The 18,035-nt window shown below is 36.5% G+C and carries 17 protein-coding genes and 2 pseudogenes; all 19 read right to left on the bottom strand.

The genetic code is table 11. The features are described from left to right. Positions 1-383 precede the first annotated feature (383 nt). The 19 genes and pseudogenes from QUF94_RS25810 to QUF94_RS25725 all read right to left on the bottom strand — a co-directional run bounded on the left by QUF94_RS25810 (position 384) and on the right by QUF94_RS25725 (position 17,457). A complete protein-coding gene (locus QUF94_RS25810) occupies positions 384-1,793 on the bottom strand; it encodes an NAD-dependent succinate-semialdehyde dehydrogenase (protein WP_289318625.1) in 1,410 nt (469 codons plus the stop codon). Positions 1,794-2,034: 241 nt separating this feature from the next. Beyond that, positions 2,035-2,898 (bottom strand): alpha/beta fold hydrolase, encoded by an 864-nt coding sequence (locus QUF94_RS25805; RefSeq protein WP_161923007.1) that lies wholly within the window; start codon positions 2,896-2,898, stop codon positions 2,035-2,037. A gap of 4 nt (positions 2,899-2,902) precedes the next feature. After that, a complete protein-coding gene (locus QUF94_RS25800; RefSeq protein ID WP_056519646.1) occupies positions 2,903-3,301 on the bottom strand; it encodes a hypothetical protein in 399 nt (132 codons plus the stop codon). Between the two features lie 207 nt (positions 3,302-3,508). Continuing rightward, a complete protein-coding gene (locus QUF94_RS25795) occupies positions 3,509-5,368 on the bottom strand; it encodes a sigma-54-dependent Fis family transcriptional regulator (RefSeq protein ID WP_289318600.1) in 1,860 nt (619 codons plus the stop codon). Between the two features lie 210 nt (positions 5,369-5,578). After that, positions 5,579-5,881, bottom strand: a complete 303-nt coding sequence (locus QUF94_RS25790; protein ID WP_056519639.1) for an ArsR/SmtB family transcription factor — start codon at positions 5,879-5,881, stop codon at positions 5,579-5,581. A 251-nt stretch (positions 5,882-6,132) separates the two neighbouring features. Continuing rightward, a complete protein-coding gene (locus QUF94_RS28965; RefSeq protein ID WP_430104438.1) occupies positions 6,133-6,348 on the bottom strand; it encodes a histidine phosphatase family protein in 216 nt (71 codons plus the stop codon). A gap of 44 nt (positions 6,349-6,392) precedes the next feature. Then, a pseudogene (locus tag QUF94_RS25785) lies at positions 6,393-6,488 on the bottom strand (DUF2837 domain-containing protein); the annotation flags it as partial. 177 nt (positions 6,489-6,665) lie between these two features. Next, positions 6,666-6,761 (bottom strand): anti-repressor SinI family protein, encoded by a 96-nt coding sequence (locus QUF94_RS25780; protein WP_286676078.1) that lies wholly within the window; start codon positions 6,759-6,761, stop codon positions 6,666-6,668. A gap of 260 nt (positions 6,762-7,021) precedes the next feature. After that, positions 7,022-7,204: a hypothetical protein gene (locus tag QUF94_RS25775; protein ID WP_289318599.1), complete on the bottom strand. Its 183-nt coding sequence runs from the start codon at positions 7,202-7,204 to the stop codon at positions 7,022-7,024. A gap of 188 nt (positions 7,205-7,392) precedes the next feature. Next, the gene (locus QUF94_RS25770; RefSeq protein ID WP_289318598.1) at positions 7,393-8,154 is read right to left on the bottom strand and encodes a PAS domain S-box protein; all 762 of its coding nucleotides are present in this window, start codon (positions 8,152-8,154) and stop codon (positions 7,393-7,395) included. A 562-nt stretch (positions 8,155-8,716) separates the two neighbouring features. Next, positions 8,717-9,919: an IS110 family RNA-guided transposase gene (locus tag QUF94_RS25765; RefSeq protein WP_289314851.1), complete on the bottom strand. Its 1,203-nt coding sequence runs from the start codon at positions 9,917-9,919 to the stop codon at positions 8,717-8,719. Between the two features lie 294 nt (positions 9,920-10,213). After that, positions 10,214-10,746 (bottom strand): annotated as a pseudogene (locus QUF94_RS25760) (GrpB family protein). A 364-nt stretch (positions 10,747-11,110) separates the two neighbouring features. Beyond that, complete coding sequence (locus QUF94_RS25755) at positions 11,111-11,968, bottom strand: cupin domain-containing protein (RefSeq protein WP_430104404.1); 858 nt, start codon at positions 11,966-11,968, stop codon at positions 11,111-11,113. A gap of 97 nt (positions 11,969-12,065) precedes the next feature. After that, positions 12,066-12,326 carry a spore coat protein gene (locus QUF94_RS25750; RefSeq protein ID WP_289318597.1) on the bottom strand — a complete coding sequence of 87 codons (261 nt, stop codon included), beginning with the start codon at positions 12,324-12,326 and terminating at the stop codon, positions 12,066-12,068. 11 nt (positions 12,327-12,337) lie between these two features. Beyond that, positions 12,338-12,526 (bottom strand): hypothetical protein, encoded by a 189-nt coding sequence (locus tag QUF94_RS25745; RefSeq protein WP_289318596.1) that lies wholly within the window; start codon positions 12,524-12,526, stop codon positions 12,338-12,340. A gap of 769 nt (positions 12,527-13,295) precedes the next feature. Next, the gene (locus tag QUF94_RS25740; protein ID WP_289318595.1) at positions 13,296-14,570 is read right to left on the bottom strand and encodes an IS110 family RNA-guided transposase; all 1,275 of its coding nucleotides are present in this window, start codon (positions 14,568-14,570) and stop codon (positions 13,296-13,298) included. Positions 14,571-14,887: 317 nt separating this feature from the next. Further along, positions 14,888-15,151, bottom strand: coding sequence for a hypothetical protein (locus QUF94_RS25735; RefSeq protein ID WP_289318594.1), 264 nt, complete (start codon positions 15,149-15,151; stop codon positions 14,888-14,890). A 388-nt stretch (positions 15,152-15,539) separates the two neighbouring features. Next, positions 15,540-16,097 (bottom strand): MEDS domain-containing protein, encoded by a 558-nt coding sequence (locus tag QUF94_RS25730; protein ID WP_289318593.1) that lies wholly within the window; start codon positions 16,095-16,097, stop codon positions 15,540-15,542. Positions 16,098-16,851: 754 nt separating this feature from the next. After that, the gene (locus tag QUF94_RS25725; protein ID WP_289318592.1) at positions 16,852-17,457 is read right to left on the bottom strand and encodes an LVIVD repeat-containing protein; all 606 of its coding nucleotides are present in this window, start codon (positions 17,455-17,457) and stop codon (positions 16,852-16,854) included. Between the last annotated feature and the right edge of the window lie 578 nt (positions 17,458-18,035).

Here is an 18,035-nt window from a genome sequence, read left to right as displayed (position 1 = left end):
GTGTTTAACATTATTAGCGATTTTAATATGTTAAACACACATTATAAATAGAAAACGTGTATATTATGTATTAACATTTGATAAAAACAAGCCAGATTTACTATCAGTGTTTAGTTTACATAATACGGATTATCAGCAATTAAAAAAACTTGGATTTGAAGTCTTCCTAAAATAAAGTCAAATTCATATATAATTTGATTGGAATTGCTTCATGAATCTCAAGATAACAACTAAAATACAAGTTATGTTTCTATCGAATTATTTTCACTCCAGAACCTAATACGTTGAAAAGGAGCGAGCTGTTGCCAGCTCCTTATTCTATTTCTTCTTATGTCTACAAAACCGAAGTTTTATCACCCCAACGGCGAAAGTAGAATGTTCGATTAAATGCCGATGGAAATGTATTTCACTTCAAAAAACTCCTCAATACCATAATGGCCGCCTTCACGTCCTAGTCCGCTTTCTTTAAATCCACCAAATGGTGCCTGTGCAACAGACGGAGTGCCGTCATTTACACCAACGATCCCGTATTCCAAGTCCTCACTTACACGAAACGCACGTCCAAGGTTTTCAGTAAATACATACGCTGCTAATCCGTAAGGAGAATTGTTCGCACGCTCAATCGCTTCTTCTTCCGTTTTAAAGGTCGTAATCGGCGCGACTGGTCCGAACGTTTCTTCTTTCATACAAACCATTTCATCTGTTACACCGCTTAAGACTGTTGGTTTAAAGTAATAGCCGTTCGTTTCTCGAAGCGCATTCCCACCGGCCAATATTTTTGCGCCTTTATCGACTGCATCAGAGATATGGCTTTGTACTTTTTCTACTGCTTTGTCGTTAATGAGCGGACCGATGTCAGTCCCTTCTTCTAAACCGCTGCCTACTTTTAATTCCGAAACAGCTTTCACGAACTCTTGTGTAAATGTTTCGGCGATCCCTTCTTGCACATAAATGCGATTTGTACAAATACATGTTTGACCGGCATTACGGAATTTTGATTCAATAACACCTTCCACCGCTTTTTCGACATCGGCATCGTCCATCACAATGAACGGGGCGTGACCGCCCAATTCAAGCGAGACCTTTTTCACGGTGTCCGCTGCGCGTCTCATTAAATATTTGCCGACTTCCGTTGAACCCGTAAACGTAATTTTCTTTACACGGGTATCGTCTAGCCAAACGTTTCCGATTTCTTTCGGGTCTCCTGTAACGACATTGACAACCCCTTTTGGGATGCCTGCTTCTTGCGCGAATTTTGCTAAAAGCAACGCAGTTAACGGAGTAGACTCAGCTGGCTTAACAACGACCGTACAACCTGCTGCTAATGCCGGGGCTACTTTTCTTGTAATCATCGCCGCCGGGAAGTTCCAAGGCGTAATCGCTGCGACAACACCAACCGGATGCTTTTGAACGAGAAGGCGTTTATCAGAATGCGCAGCCGGAATCGTTTCTCCATATACACGCTTTCCTTCCTCTGCATACCATGTTAAAAAACTGTTGGCATACTGCACTTCACCAAGCGCTTCTTTTAATGGTTTTCCTTGCTCCATGGTCATCGTTTTCGCAATTTCCTCTTTGTTTTGATCGATGAGAGTATACCACCTTTTTAAGTATTCACTACGTTCATAGGCCGTCGTTTTCGACCACGTACGAAACGCCTTATGTGCCGCATCTACTGCCGTTTTTGCTTCCTCTCTCCCGCCGTTTGGCACGGTCGCAATGATTTTTTTTGTGGCAGGATTATCTACTTCTAATACGTTTTGAGTATTAACCCATTCGCCGTTTATGTACATACTGTAATGTTGCATTGAGCTTCCTCTCCTTTTTCGTTTCAAATAAATGCTCGCAATCTTCTCCTTGAAAGAAGGTTCTTCTGTAAATCAGGACACATAATAAAATTCCAACCGTAAATGCCCATATTGCGCCTTTTACAGCAAGGACAGAAAAAATAACAGGAGAGACTTTTCGTCTCTCCTGTATGATGTCATGATTCGTTTGAAACAGACTTTGTGATGGCCTCTTTATTTTTATTTTTTATACTAAAGTATTTTCTTTGGTTAAGATATCTTGAAGAACTTCTTCCAAGTATTTAACAAATACTTCGTGGTTTTCACTCATTGGGAAATGACCAATACCTTTCATTTCTACAAACTTGGCTCCTGGTATTTGTTCAGACGTACGTTTAGAGTCTTCAGGTGTTGAAAGATAGTCATATTCTCCTGTCAGCATATATACTGGACATTTATTCGTGTCAATTTGATGGAGCTTTCCACGTAAATCATGATCTACACTATAAAAATATAGGTCTCCTTTAAATACACCTGGAGCCCCTTGGCTATAGTACCACGATGTTAAACGACGATCTTTTTCTGGGCTTTGTGGAGCCATGAGTCCCCAGACTCCTGATCCACAAACTTCTCCACCGTGAGTATGGGGATGATTCCACCATTCCTGATAAAATCCAGGTGTATGGTCGGATCCCTCAACAGGTATGGTGGCTCGGAAGTACTCAGGATACTCAAGTGCCAACTGAAGCGCAGCATGTCCGCCAAAAGAGCTTCCCATAAAAATGGGATTTTCTAACTCCAAAGCCTCACAGAAATTAAGAACAAATTGAAGATAAAAATCTGTTGTAAGCTTGTATTCTTCTTTCCACCATTCCACACCATGAGGGGGATCTGATTTACCGTGTCTTGGTAAATCATAAGCTATCACTCTAAAATTCTGTGTAATGTTTGAATCTTCAAGTAAGTCTCGCCATTGTCTGCTGTCAGCCCCAGCTGTATGCTGACAAACTAATGGGATACCTTGTCCATTTTCCTCAAAATAAACCTTGTGCTCAATGCCATCTACTTCAACATAAACATATTGACCTTTAACAGAAGAAAATTTACCCATCATATTACACTCCTTTAACTAACTTGTTTTTTACTTCTCGAGTAACATCCAGGAAACGGATCATGTACCTCAAATTGGCATACAGTTCCTTAAGATTTCCTTCCAATTGCAAATTCCCTTGAAAGACTGCTGCGAATAATTCATGGAACATTGGAGGTGGTATTGGCTGAGTGAATTTTTCCCAAGCTTCTAAACTACCTCTAATCGCAAAACTCCATCCGTCTAACGCTCCCTTTTCAAAGAAGTTAGTCAGTTTACCTTGCTTAATTTGGACTATGTATTCCTTTGCACCGATTTGCAAGAGTAAGTCTGTAACACAATATTTACCTATTACATTTAACTCTTGATCTGTGTTTACGGCTTCTTGGAAATTTTCCATCCATTCTTTTGATCCTACTTGCATATTTTATTAGCCTCCCTTTACTTGTTTTATTGGGACATGGTCCTCAACTTGATATATTGCAAGAACCGTGCCAATTAATTAGACGTTTAAAATAAAGTGAAAATGGAGTCTGCAATGGGGCTTTTACTTTATGAGCTTGATGATTCCCATTTTAAAAATGTACATTTGACCGGTCTGTGTTCGGACAGACGAACAGTTATATATACTTTATTCGACGTTATATTTTTGAATTTTCCGATAAAGAGCACTGCGGGAGATACCCATTTCCCTCGCAGCTTGGGCACGATTACCGTTGGCTTTATTGAGAATGATAGAGAGATATTCACGTTCACTTATTTTATCTATTGATTGATCCAATCCTAAAAACTCATGTGCATGAAATGAATCGAAGTGATCTTCATCATGTAGATAAACAATTCGCTCAATTACGTTCCTCATCTCTCTTAAATTCCCTGGCCATGTATGTTGTTCGAATATATTCATTACTTCTGGAGTGAAAGAGATTGTTTTTCGTTGTGCTTTTTCACAAGCTTCACCTAACATTGTATTCAAGATGCTTTCCACGTCTTCAATTCGTTCTCTTAAAGAAGGGATTTTTATATTAAAAACGTTTAACCGATAATAGAGATCCTCTCGAAATTCTCCTTTTTCAATTAGTTCTTTAATATTTTTATTTGTCGCAGCTAAAAAACGTACATCAACTGGAATCGGTGTAGTACCTCCTACTCTTACCACTTGTTTTTCTTCTAAAGTTCTAAGAAGAGTAGCCTGTAAATCAAGTGGTAAATCTGCTATTTCGTCTAAGAATATGGTTCCTTTGTCCGACGCTTCAATTTTCCCTTGACTCCCTTTATGTTTTGCACCTGTAAAGGCTCCGCCTTCATAACCAAACAACTCTGTAGTAATTAGTTCTCGAGGCAAGGCTGCACAATTAATCGCAGTGTAAGGTTGGTCCCTTCTTTCGCTTTGCTTGTGAATAAAGCGAGCCATAAAGTCTTTCCCGACTCCACTTTCCCCCTGTATAAGAATACTTGCATCACTTCTTGAAACCTTTATAGCTGTTTGTATGGTCTTCTGGAAAGCTGTATTTTTAGTGTAAAAGGCAAAGTAATCTTGATTGATTTTACCTTTTGGTAGGGTTTCCTTAGTTTGGGAATGTATAAATAGGACGTTGGCTAATGGTTTACCTCGCTTCACTATTTCTTCTGAATTGATGAAAAACTTCTTCTCATTCACTTCAATTTCGGTTGAAACTGAACCTTTTTCAACGCCACTCAAAATCATTTTTTTACTTGATTCCGAATGACCGTTGTTTTCTTCCCACAACTTTAAAAAGTCATGAGCAGGCTTGTTTTTGTATAACTCTATACCTTGTTTATCAAACGATATAATACCTGTGTTGGAGTTGAACTTATGAACGTATTCAGTTAATACGTGTGATAAAACTTGCTCTTTGATTTCTGCTTTATGAAATCGGTATCTTTCACTAATAGCATGAGCACCAGCAAATGCCAGTGTATATAACTCTCTCAAATCATTATTAGGACCCATACGGCAAACGTCAAAGGCCCCTATGTATTCTCCATCAACAAAAATAGGACACGCAGAACAATCCCAAACGCGAAGGGCTAAACAGTAATGCTCATTCCCTGAAGTAGCCATGGCAGTGCGTGTTCTAAGCGCAATTGATAGCCCTGTTGAACCAACGTTTTCTTCCATCCATCGTGCACCTACAGACATTCCACACTGGTCGGCTATTTTTTGAGATTTCTGATCAGCCATCATTTCCACTAAGTATCCTTCTGCATCTGCAAGTAAAAGAAGGTATCCTCCTCCTTTTAAGCGCTTACAAAAATCCTTCATAACTGGCAACGCAGCATTAATCAGGTCGAGGTTTTTCTGTCGTCTTCCTACAAGATCACTTTGTGGAATATGAGAAAAAACATTTTCCCTCTCATGAGAAACACCCATCTGTTTACACCTATTCCACGAATCCAAAACTTCTTTTCGTACGTTGATGTCGGTGTTCCCATCAAGAACAAACTGCCTCCATTGCTCGTCAGCCATAATAAATGTTCCCCTCCTCAAAACTGAATTTCGTTGATATCCATTCATACATGAATATCCCTGGTGTTTATCAAACTTATTCATCATTATCTTCTTTACATCATTGATAGTACTTTCATTAAACATTTTAACATATCTGAATTTGTCGATATATTTGAGGGGTTAAGCTGAATTTTTCAACACAATGGCGAGAAATTCAGTCTAATTTTCTTATATGTCTTGCCGAATAAACTCGGCGAGTTGAAGGATGTTTTCTTCGTTTCTTTTATAATATGTCCACTTTCCAATACGGGTGGAACTTACAAGTCCAGCTTTCTGTAAAATGGAAAGATATTGAGAGACCGTTGATTGTGTAATATTTAATTTTTGGTGAAACTGGCTTACACATACCCCTATATCTCGAAAATCACCCACTTCCTGAAGGGAAAAATGTTTTTCCGGTTCTCTTAGCCATTCTAGCATTTTAAGCCTTGTTTCATTTGATAATGCTTTGAAAATTTCAATAGGTTTCATGATTCTTATTATATCTATTATTTACGATATGTAAAATCATTTATTATCTTGTAGGTTCTCGTTTAAAAACATTCATTAGAAACATAAGACTATGCATTTCTTTTAAATATAGAGATAAAGGAGAGAACATATTAGTTATGTATAATATGTTCTCTCCTTTTTATTAAATTAAAGCTCCCTATTGCGGAACAAGAAAAACATATTTCTTATTCTGCCTATTTAACATAACGTCACATTACAGGAGGTAGAGACTAAACACTCGTTACATTATTCAGGTGTGAAACATCACCCTCCGATAATAAGTGATGCATCCCATCTTTTATTTCTAAGATTGTAAGGCTTGTGTCATGTATAAATGGTGGTGCCCATAAATCTTTAATCGATTTTCCTTTCACATACATGAGTAAAGATTTTAGAATAACAGAATGAGTGACAACTAAAATATTTCCGGACTTATGTTTTGAGATAATGTTTTTAAATCTTCAACCTTCATCTTTTCACCACCAAATAAACCAGATAATCTGACTGCATATGCAAGTGTTTCGATAGAATGGATAATAAATATAAATAGAGATATAAGAATTAATTTTTCTGTAAAGAGTTCCAAAACAAATTACCTACTTTAATATATTTCTTCCCATATTACCACATATATTTCCAATTTGTGTTATGGAACTATCCTGCCCCTTTAGTGCCATAAGAAAAAGGCAGCCTCAGCAACCTGCCTTATTATAGAGTTGACACAATCTGTGCAACAGCTTATAAGGTGAAAATAAAAAGGACCTTATCGAGGTCCCGAAGATTGATTTAAGAATTCTTTAATTTTATCAATAGATATACCAGATTCTTTAGCTAAAAGAATTAAATTTATCCACTCAATATCTAAATCAATATTTGATTCAACCTCATTAATTAAATTGATAATATTATACCTTGAGAATGATATATCTAATTATACATTTTTCCAACGAGGTTTTAATGGAAATTTTCTGAAAATTACCTACACGTTTCTACAAAAATCATCGTCTTACTAAGAAACTACCCTTCTTCAACTATCCAGCCCCTTTAGTTGCATAACAAAAAGATTGCTTCAGCAACCTCCCTTATTGATGTAAAGCACACGTTAGCTTAACAAACAATTTAATGATGTGAATTATTTACCTTGTTCCTTTTTCCAAGCGAAAACCCAGCAGCTAATAAAGATACTGTCGCTAAACCAACTCCAATAATAATAGAATAGTCGAAATAATTTTTAAGTGCCATACCACTAGAAATAGCTACAATAAACAAAAGTAAAAAGAAAACCGTATAATTCTTACTCATAATTCCTCACCACCCTTTAACTATATTACTAAAAAAAGTAAATAAATTGTTGAACTAACCTGCCCCATTAGCACAATAAGAAAAAGCAGTCTCATGACGGCTCTGACTCCAGAGAACGAACCTGTAATGAAGATGGATAACAATATATCACGGAATATAGTTGATATCCTATTCAAGCACTTACGAAGCTATCCTTTAACACAATCACGTACTGCCTGCTGTAAAGTTCCAAATATCTGTATTAGGGATAAATCGGCTCCGAGCTGAACAACACTTTGGGCAATTTCGGGTCTTATTCCCGTTACAATAGAACGAACACCAAGCAAACCAAGTACGGCACTAGTTTCAAACAGACATTGGATTACCATTGCATCAAGTTCATAGATGCCTGAAAAATCGCTAATCAAAGTATGGACACTCTGTTCCTGTATTTTTAAAGGCACATGTTCTAAAATATAATTCGCTCTTTCAGAATTGATAGAACCTACTAGGGGTAACACAGCGACCCCTTCCAATATAGGGACGACTGGAGCTGATAGTGTGTTAATTTCTTTGGACACTTTTTCGAGTGATCTTTCGATTTCTTTACGCTTTGTTATATCTCTGACGACAGATTGAATCGCTTTTTTATCCTCATACAAAACAGGAGTACAGTTTGTTTCTACATCAACTAGTGAACCATCAAACCGTCTTAATTGTTTTTCGATAGTTCCAGTTGGTTTATTTTCATCAAGGATCGATTTTGTGTGCCTTACTGTCAGCTCTCTATACTCCTCGGGTACGATATCGAATACAGATTTACCTATAACTTCCTCACTGGAAGCTGCCCGTAAAAAGTCTACTCCTGAAGGGTTTATATACTTAAATTTCCCATCTTGTTGAATAATAATTGCCTCCGTGGTCGATTCCACGATTTGACGATACAATTTTTCATCCGTATTATTTCCCATGAAAATCCACTACTCCTTACCAAAAGCTATAAGTTTTCAACTAAAAACATTATACAATAAGTGAATAATTATTGTATTTTACGCCCCATATCTGTGCTTATTAGTTTAAAAACCCTTCTTCAACTCCCTCAGTTTAATGCGAATATCTCTCGAAGGAAAGAAAAGAATTAGCCATTTCCTGATAACATAACTAAGTCATACAAGTAATTTACAACCTTCCCCATTCTCCAAACTATTATTGCTGAACTAATTGCAATTACAGCTAAACTCACAACTTTTATTAACTCTAATTTGCCTTTATCCACCTCCTCAACCTGTACTATTTATGAGTATATATTCTTCAATGATAATAAATAATCCTTGTGCAACTAACCTGCCCCGTTAGTGCCATAAGAAAAAGGCTGCCGCAGCAACCCGATTTATTGAACTAAACCAGCTAATAGGATGTCAATATCTTTCTCTAAAATTTTCATTTCCCTTATGATATACTATTTTTGTTCATGACAAATAACCCTCCAAAACCCTTTTGGAAGGATTTTTCTCTGTTTCACAAAACCGTTAATCAGGCTAAATCTAGGAATGCTTCTTTTCTCTTTAATAAAGCGTAAATCCAATGAAGAAGTTTATTCATACAGGCAACGATCGCCACTTTGGCTGGCTTTCCTTCTGATTTTTTCTTATCAATGAAAGCTTTAAGCTTTTTGTTTCTTGAACTCCTTATGCCGCATAGCACGGCAAGATACAGGGAATGACGTAGTCTGCTCGAACCTCTTTTAGTAATACGATTAATGGTTGCCGTATACTTACCCGATGAGTGAACACTTGGATCTATTCCAGCGAAGGCAACCAGTCTTTTCGGATGATTAAACCGATCGATTTCACCAATTTCAGAAATAATTGTGGCTGCGATTTTTTCTCCGATACCTGGAATCGATTGGATGATCTTATATTCCTCAATTTCATTTGCCAGGGCCACTATACGATCTTCCAAATCAGAGAGGTGTCCCTGGTAATGAAAAAGCAACTCAATATACATACGAAGATTGATTACGTGACTTTGATACACATTTTTTTGGTATGGATTTCGAGATGCGGAGTCCATTATTTTTTTGGCTTTTTTCCATGCCCATTGACCCGATCGGCTAGGACAGAACTCTATAACACTCTCTGCTAGTTTACTTTCCCCGGCTGTTAACACCACCTCTGAAGTGGGATATTCCTTTAATATCAATAAAGAAACCCTTGAATATAGATCCCCAAAAACCTTCCGGTATTCAGGAAACACTTGATCTAAAATGGTGTGAAACTGAAGTTTAGCTTCCACATACATATTCGTTACGATTTCCTGTTGTCTGGACAAATTCCGAAGGTCTAATAGCTGAATTCCTCTAATTTTATGAGGTTCAAAATCCTCTTTGTAATACAGCACACACAACTGGTACGCATCGATAGCGTCTGTTTTTACCTTCCGTAAACTGGTCTTCTTTGCCTGATAAGAAATAATCGGATTTAGTAAGATATATAGAATCCCTTGTTCCTCCAAGTATTGAATAACAGGAGTATGGTAATGCCCTGTAGATTCTAAAATGACCATAGGCATCTGCCCTGTCACCTCTTCAATCTCTTTTAAAAAGTCTAAAAAATGATCTAATTCCTCTTTGATGTGCTTCATTGAAAAGCTCTTCCCATACGGTTTAGATTGATCTAAAAATGCCTGAACTTGACTCTCTCCTTTTGCCACATCCAGACCAACAACTGGATTCATTGTTTTTCCCTCCTCTACATACTTACCAGTACCCCTAGTCCTCCATGTAGTGTCATAGCTTCGCTTGTTATACGAGATCTACGTCCCAACCAGCCTCAAACATGTTTCTACAAATAGGGGGCGGACTGTTTAGTTCACGGGATCAAGTCCCACGCACCCGTACGTCCTACCCTGGCTACTGATATAATAGATTCTATTAAAAAAAGGTCAACCAGTAAAAACTGGCTAACCTTATAATACGAACGCACCCGTTAGTTTAAGTACATTTCTTCACAAACTTATATTAGTTCGCAACTAAGATTTAAGAACATAATTAATAAATTCTGTTTTTGCTTTAGTGTACGCTTCACGATCATTGCTATATTTTTTTTAAGAATAGCGTATTCATCAATAAACTGCTGATTAGTCCGTAATAAATCACGAAAAAGTAGCTGATTATCCCACCGTTCTTCTCCCTCAAGTAAAATATGTAAATGTACTACTCGTTTGTCGTTAATTACTTTCACAAAAAATCTTTGCCAAGGTCGATTTTCTATGTTAGGTGGTACATAATTCCAGTCGTGATTAGCTAAAAATGAAGATATTTCTTTTATTTTTTGAAATGAATCAATTTTAGCCATTAAATCAATGATTGGTTTAGCTGGTAAATTTGGAATAGATGTACTTCCATAATGTTGAATTTCCGTTATGCCGAAAGTTGAAAGAAGATTAAGAAGAAGTGCTTTTTCCTGATTACCTTTTTCTACCCACTTGGGATTTGGTTCGACAATGTCTATTGTCTCATTAGCCCAAACGGGCCATGTGCTTTCATCATGAATATCTTTCATTTTACTCTCCCTCATGATTTTAATTTTTTCAGTTTCAGAAAAATCTTTGTACCTGCATTCTTTTACAAACCTGCCTCGATAAAAGAAAAAGCTGCCTTTTAAAGACAGCTCCGATCCTAAGCTAAAGCACCCGTTCGTTCATTAAGAAAAGCGATTCTTATTAAAGAATCGCGCCCTTTAACAGAAGACTCGATTTCAAGATATCATAAAAGACAATAATAATGCTCTTTCACTATTGTCTTTCGTTTGTTTAAGTACATTCCTTCACAATCTCTTCTAATTTAAAAAGGTTACACCGAAATGGCAAAACTTTAAAAATTTAAAAATCTTTTATCTACATCCATCCATTATCTTTACATTTTTTCTACATATTTTTGCTTTGTTGAAGAAGTTTAGATTCCCCTGTCTGTTCCCATTCTTCCACTGTCTCATATGCTTTTTCTGGAGAATATCCTTTTCCAACTAGAACCCCCATTAGAATAAATTCTTGAAGAATATGAGTAGCATTTATTCCTCTTTTAACATCCTCCAATCCTTCATTTACCAAAAATTCCGTATACCGTACCCATTCATCTGGAGTCTTACCAGAAATAACGGTATTTCCATTGCTATGACCGTTGCCTTGTTCCGCAGCCATCGCATCTGCTTTCATAGGATGAACAGTACCAAATGGGTGGTTAGGCGGAGCATATATGGTGTATAGTTTTAACGGAATATTACCAGTATTGGTTAGATTATGCCATGTTCCAGCAGGTATCATGATTGCCGAATCATCATATACATTTCTTACAAAGTTTAAATTATCTTTACTCTTGCCCATTTGAACAATCCCCTTGCCCTGTTCAATACGTAAGAATTGATCAACGTTAGGATGTATTTCCAAACCGATATCTTCGCCAATATTGAGGCACATCAAAGTAACTTGTAAATGTGTTCCTGTCCATAAAGCAGTACGATACGCATTGTTTTGTTTCGTCGCTTCATTAATATTAATGACAAATGGGTTAGCTCCAAAATCTTTTAACATTCCTCTACTATTTCCATTAGAAACACGATAGGAATCAAATGTATTTGCGTGAGTTGTCCCATTAGGATAAGTCCAGTAATTCGGGTTTCCACCATAATTATATGACGAGCTTTCATAATAAGGGTTTTGATGTAGATACCCATAAGGAGTATAATGCACTTTCCTCAATCCCTTCACAGATTTATGTATTATCATATGCTCCTATTTAGAAACGTCCTTTTAAAAATTTTAATAAGTTTTATTTTTATCCTAAAAATAAAAAGCCGAATACAAAATTCGGCTTTCAAAAAAATTAATTTTGTTGTTCAGACATTAATTGGGTTCTTAATTGCTGTACTACCTCTTCTGAAGCTGAAGCAGCTGGTTTATAGTGTCCCTTTTGAATGGCAAAACTATATAATGTTCGTTGACGGGACTCATCCTGATTTCTCATTTGAATCAATGTCTGTCTTAGTTCTGAATTATTCGTTTGGGCAATGATATGGGCATATCCTGTTAAGCTTGCATTTAAGCCAGCCAGATAATCATTGACCATTTCTTTATCTTGAAACATTTTAATCCTCCTTAATTTAAATATGACATTAAATCTTGTTGGGCTTGTTTTGCTGCTTGTGCATCTCTTTCAAAAATAGCTTTTAACTCTGGATCAGTACAACTTTGAGCATAAACTTCCAATTTTTTCGCTACGTTTCCATGTCCACCGATTAAACTTCGTAAGTGTTCAACTTCTAGTTCAGTTAAATTATGGTTCATTATTTATCCTCCTTTACTTTAATAAATTCTCCCTTTTTTAAAATTACATACATTACTTGACTCTTTCGTACAATAATTTCAACATAATGCATTAATTTTACTAAATCAACGTCTCGTTACTTTATTTCTTAGTCCATATATATCGAAAAAAAATAAGATGAGAACAAGTATAAGCAGAGATGAATTACAACACACTCACATTCAAATACGTCAGATTACCTTTTAATATATTATTTTGAAGTTCTATTCTCATTAACCTGCTTCTTTAGTTTAAGTACTTCTTCACAATATCCATTAGCGTTACTAAACAATCTGGCCCAATTGTTGAACAAAATTCAAACGCACCCTTGAACTCCCTCAGTTTAATACGATTTTCTCACAAATACTCGCTTATTCGCAGGATTTCATCACCATTGAATTTATGTTCACGGTTAAATGGAGTGATTTCAGGACATGAAAATTTCGTGAAGGCATAGTGAAATAAAGGAGTTGTACAACACTCCACATTTTACCATATAATGTACATTCTCCACGCCGCCCCTGGAGGCTTTCCCTCCCATGTCTCAACGGGTCAATTGCCCTATCATTCCTTCGTCATGCCTATCCAAGGGGTGGAGGCCAGTTATGCTATCCTGATGGGTCGGTGCCCTTTTGTTCAAGAAATCTGGTACTCCGTACATATTTGAAATCCTACGAATAAGCCAACATTCGTAAAAAGAAAAAGTCTATGAAAATTAGTTTTTGAAGGTTCCCTTCGAGAACCCTAAAACTACGCAACCAGTTCAGTTATAGGTTGAACTTTATCTGCACAATAAGACTCGTTTCTGCGTGCTATTCCAACAAATATCCTGGCTAGTTTACCTACCAATTTCATAATCGATTTCATTTTCTTCATTTTTTTCACCTTAACATTATGGGTATGAATGGCTCGAAATTCCGTGTTATTCATCACAAGGCTCATGGTGGCTAAGTAAAGGAAACGCCTTAGCCTGGATCGCCCTCGCTTAGAAATGACCATTTGGCCTTTCCACTTTCCAGAGCTTGCTTCAGCCAGATGCAACCCAGCGTGCCGAAGTAAAGAATTACCGTGTGAAAAACCACTTAGATCTCCTGCTTCACCTAATATTCCGGCTAAAGAAATTTCACTAATTCCCTTAATGGCAAGAAGCTTCTTGGCAAAAGGTATTTGTTTTAATACATCCTTAACCTCTTGTTCCACTCTTTCGAGTTGTAAGACTGCGAGGTCATACTCCTCTAATAATTGTTCCAAATGAAATTTATACGTTTCAAGTGCTTGTCTTGTGCCGACAGATTTCCTAGCTAACTGAAGAAGTAATTGAGCTTTCTTTAATCCAGGCTGCCTCTTCATTATTGATTTCCATCCTGAAACAACATCATGAGATTTCAGGGAACGCAGTTCCATTGGAGATGGAAATAAACGAAGTGTGGCGATAGCCCCTTTACCAGTAATGTCATTAAATACTTGCCTGAGTTCGGGAAAGACAATATCCACCCAACGGTTTAATTGATTAATAGTGCTAACGAGTCGTTTAACTACCACATCACGGTTAGACATAAGGACCCTAAGTATTTCAAATGATTCTGAAGTGTTCCTGACAAAGGCGTAGTAACCGTTCTTCACCATATCAGCGATGACCAGGGCATCTTTCTTATCACTTTTGGACTGAGTATTATCACGGTTTTCTTTATTCCTTTTTACTAAGTGAGGGTTTACTGTTACTACCTCAATTCCTTGTTTAAAAAGCCATTTTGAAAGATTAATCCAGTAATGGCCTGTAGGTTCCATTCCCACAATGGCTGCATCCAGTTTATTTAATCTTTGAAGCTTATCCATCCATTTTAATAAACTAGCAAATCCATCTTCATTATTTTCAAATGCAAGTGGATCTCCGACTACAATTCCACGGAAATTCACTGCTCTAGCCACATGTAATTGTTGGGCAATATCCACTCCAACAACAAGGTGATTATCGGAAATTCTTTCTATTAGTTGATTTTGTTTATCTTGCATTTTAAACTTCATATTAGGGTTCCTCCTAAGGTTTTGAGTTAGAGTGGTTTCTTACTCATATCTTACTGAGGAGCCCTATTTTTTTCAAAGCTGAAAAATAACGAACTACAGGAATGCTATCCTGCCCCGTTAGTTCATTAAGAAATTCAACAACACCTTTAACAGAGCTTCAACAAAAAAAAGAGCCCCTACTCAAATCGAGTAAGGGCTTTTCAATGTAACGCATTCAAAAACAAGGTGAAAACTTATGGTATACATATTATTCTTTTGCATTCATCCTACACAACAAAAAAAAACATCTGAAGAAGAATATACAGAATGATAATTTACTAAATTAACATCCCTCTTTTTGTTAATTCATTTGTTAATTTGTCAATTTGCTGTTGCATTTTTTCAAGCTTCTCATCTAATTCTTTTTGATCTTGTTTTTCTTTTTCTGTATCAATGATTGCCTCATCAATAGCAGTTAAAACTGCTATGGCTGTAATACCGTCCGCAATAGTGGTAAGAATAGCACCTGTTAGCCCAAGTCTGAGACTAGGACTTATTGGCGATTGTTCATTTTGTTCTGACTTTGAATAGGTGTTATTCATACAATTGCTCCCCTCATTCAACAATGTTAGAAAAGTTCAATTTAAAACTTATGTTCAAGGGTTTGTGATAATACATATTCTTGCAATATTGCTTACCTTGAATAGGTATGGTTATTTTTAATAAAAAGTCCTGACCAAAAATCCCTCACAATCGCCAGTAACACGAACATACAATTACTCCTTATAAGTTTTAGGGGGTTACTTACATTTAAGTTATGCTCAACATAGGTAAATGACACAGGTTTTGTTAGAGTAGCTTGGCAGTACTCTAACGTATGCCTTATGCAACTATCCTGCCCCTTTAGTTCAACAAGAAAAAAGCCGCCGTTCATGCAGTCAGTTTAAAATATCAAAATGAATTAGGTGAGAACAAAACTAAACATAGCAACTATACTATAATTGGTCTGATGTAATAAGCGGAAGGACGAAGTTCAATGTCTGTCATGAGGAATTCATGGCTTTTCATTAAATTTTGCATTATAGATTCAGTTATTGTTGCTGTATCATATGCGCAAACTGATACTAACCCCATTTCATTTACGCTTTTATTTGCTACTTCTTCAAATTGATTTATTTTTTGTTCTATTTCTAGCTGATGCCCCCACTCTACATGAGCCCATGTTCGAATCGTTAAATTTTCATCAAGGAACGGTTTTAAAATTTCTTCAAAATCCGCTACAATCGTTGGCGTATGAAAATCCCCGTGTTTACAGTAGAAAGCAAAGTTGTCTGTATAGTGTACGTTAGACAATTCTTCAGCGGTAAGCACTAATCTAACTTTATTAAATATCCTTACAGAAATGCTTTCATTTTCGATTAATATTATATGGTCTCCTTGTTTAATACCGGAGACTATAAAAGAGACAGCATTCTCTATATAATAGTCAATTTGTTCAAAGTGATAAAATATATGTTCTCCATTGGATAATTTCAAATTATATTCCACATTATGGTCTCCTTTTTAACTGTATTGTAACACTACAAAACATACTTCAAGACAATTGAATATCGGAATAAAAAATATATTTTCACAAACAGTCATTTACCTAAAATATGTTTACATAACAGCACTTATCTGAAATTTTCATACTTTTCAGGATGTATTCCCTTAAATTCAAGGATTCGGCTGTGATTTCTTTGGGTAAAGATTCTAAAAGCTGATAATAAAGCATTCCACCATAATTTAGTCCTGGATAAAGAATGTTTAATGCTTCAACACCACGTTCGTTGAGAAGATTTAAACGTTCCTTGGTTGCTCTAAAGATGCTTTTAGATTTCCCAACAAGTAAGCCATAGTGCTGCCTCCCCATAGATGCTCTATGTTAGTGGTCAATTATTTATATTCAATTGTTACTACCCGATTTATATATGCGCTTAAACCATTATTCTTTTTTGCCGAACCTTGTTGAACTAACCTGCCCCGATAGTTCCATAAGAAAAAGAGTTGCCAAAGCAACTCTCTTATTGAAGTAAAGCACCCGTTAGCTTAATAAGGTGTTTTATATTTTTTATGCAAAGAATAGGTCTGTTATATGAGTCTTACAAGCTAGCAAACCCTTGCTACATCAAGGGTGTATAAAATCCTGAATAAACGATAAAAAACGACTAAGAACCAAACCCCTGATACACATGGGTTTGGCTTTTTTAGCTACTTCCAATAATGTGATGTTATGTCAACCTCACATGTATAGGATATTCATTTAGATAGGGCCAGTTGGGTAAATCGCCAATCCGAACGGACCATTTAAAACGCCTGTACCAAAATTTCTTACACGTATAGGATCGTTAGGATAATTGTTAATATCATAAACTTCTACCGTGCTATCGTTCAAATTTGCGACGTATAAAAGCGTAGGTGCAACGGGATCATTAGGATAAAACACCAATCCCTGAGGGCCACTTAAATCATCTGCACCAAAATCTGTTACTCGTACAGGAGAAGTAGGTAAGAGAATATCATACACTTCTATCGTACTATCGTTAAAATTGGCTACAGACAAAGTGGTTCCTGTAATCACCAATCCGGTAGGACCACTTAAATCGTCTGTACCAAAATTATCTACATGTATAGGATCATTAGGTAACGAAATATCGAAGATTGCTACTATGTCATCGAGTTGATTGGATACATACAAAGTGTTACCTGTAATCGCTAATCCGGTAGGACTATTTAAAGCTCCTGGAAACTCTTCTCCAGTAAACTTACTCACAAATATAGGGTCAGCCGGAGCAGAAATATCGTAAATTGCTACACCACTGGCATCGCCTCGATTGGCGATATAAAGAATGTTACCTGTAATCGCCAATCCGGTAGGTTCACTTAATCCTGTACTAACCTGCCCTACATGTATAGGATCTGCAGGAAGGGAAATATCAAAAATTGCTACCGTGTTATTGAATTGGTTTGCAACATAAAGAGTGGTACCCGTAATCGCTAATCCGGTAGGACCATTTAAAGATCCTGGAAAATCTCCTGTACCAAACTTCCTTACAAGTAAAGGACTTAGCGGAGTGGAAATATCAAAAATTGCTATTGTATTATCCTCACGATTAGATACAAATAGATAGGTCTCCTACTTTTGTGATTTGAACGTTCATAAATCATGAACAAGAAATGTACGAGTTATTCTCTCTATTTTATGTAACAAGCGTTTGGATGACTGAGTACTCGCCTTGCTGTAGAAGTACATTCTTTGTTGAAAAAGCCTTTAAAAACACGCGCAAAATATCTCCAAAAGTTACATCTTATAAAAGTGGGTGTCTAAAAGTTATAACTTTTTAGATAACTTGTAAAAGGGATAGCGTCAGGAAAATGCGGATTTATAACGCTAAGGAAATGTCACCTATTAAAAAAGCCGATTTCCATCTCAAGAAATCGACTTTT

Origin of the sequence: Peribacillus sp. NJ4 (genome assembly GCF_030348345.1) — a bacterium.
Lineage (GTDB): Bacteria > Bacillota > Bacilli > Bacillales > DSM-1321 > Peribacillus.
This window is presented reverse-complemented; position numbering and strand designations above follow the sequence as displayed.

What these genes read in the sequence shown, in the direction of transcription:
- QUF94_RS25740 (WP_289318595.1), bottom strand. Translation starts at nt 14,570, where the DNA reads ATGAAGTTTAAAATGCAAGATAAACAAAATCAACTAATAGAAAGAATT.
- QUF94_RS25800 (WP_056519646.1), bottom strand. Translation starts at nt 3,301, where the DNA reads ATGCAAGTAGGATCAAAAGAATGGATGGAAAATTTCCAAGAAGCCGTA.
- QUF94_RS25735 (WP_289318594.1), bottom strand. Translation starts at nt 15,151, where the DNA reads ATGAATAACACCTATTCAAAGTCAGAACAAAATGAACAATCGCCAATA.
- QUF94_RS25750 (WP_289318597.1), bottom strand. Translation starts at nt 12,326, where the DNA reads ATGTTTCAAGATAAAGAAATGGTCAATGATTATCTGGCTGGCTTAAAT.
- QUF94_RS25805 (WP_161923007.1), bottom strand. Translation starts at nt 2,898, where the DNA reads ATGGGTAAATTTTCTTCTGTTAAAGGTCAATATGTTTATGTTGAAGTA.
- QUF94_RS25775 (WP_289318599.1), bottom strand. Translation starts at nt 7,204, where the DNA reads ATGAGTAAGAATTATACGGTTTTCTTTTTACTTTTGTTTATTGTAGCT.
- QUF94_RS25790 (WP_056519639.1), bottom strand. Translation starts at nt 5,881, where the DNA reads ATGAAACCTATTGAAATTTTCAAAGCATTATCAAATGAAACAAGGCTT.
- QUF94_RS25770 (WP_289318598.1), bottom strand. Translation starts at nt 8,154, where the DNA reads ATGGGAAATAATACGGATGAAAAATTGTATCGTCAAATCGTGGAATCG.
- QUF94_RS25810 (WP_289318625.1), bottom strand. Translation starts at nt 1,793, where the DNA reads ATGTACATAAACGGCGAATGGGTTAATACTCAAAACGTATTAGAAGTA.
- QUF94_RS25795 (WP_289318600.1), bottom strand. Translation starts at nt 5,368, where the DNA reads ATGGCTGACGAGCAATGGAGGCAGTTTGTTCTTGATGGGAACACCGAC.
- QUF94_RS25765 (WP_289314851.1), bottom strand. Translation starts at nt 9,919, where the DNA reads ATGAATCCAGTTGTTGGTCTGGATGTGGCAAAAGGAGAGAGTCAAGTT.
- QUF94_RS25745 (WP_289318596.1), bottom strand. Translation starts at nt 12,526, where the DNA reads ATGAACCATAATTTAACTGAACTAGAAGTTGAACACTTACGAAGTTTA.
- QUF94_RS25755 (WP_430104404.1), bottom strand. Translation starts at nt 11,968, where the DNA reads ATGATAATACATAAATCTGTGAAGGGATTGAGGAAAGTGCATTATACT.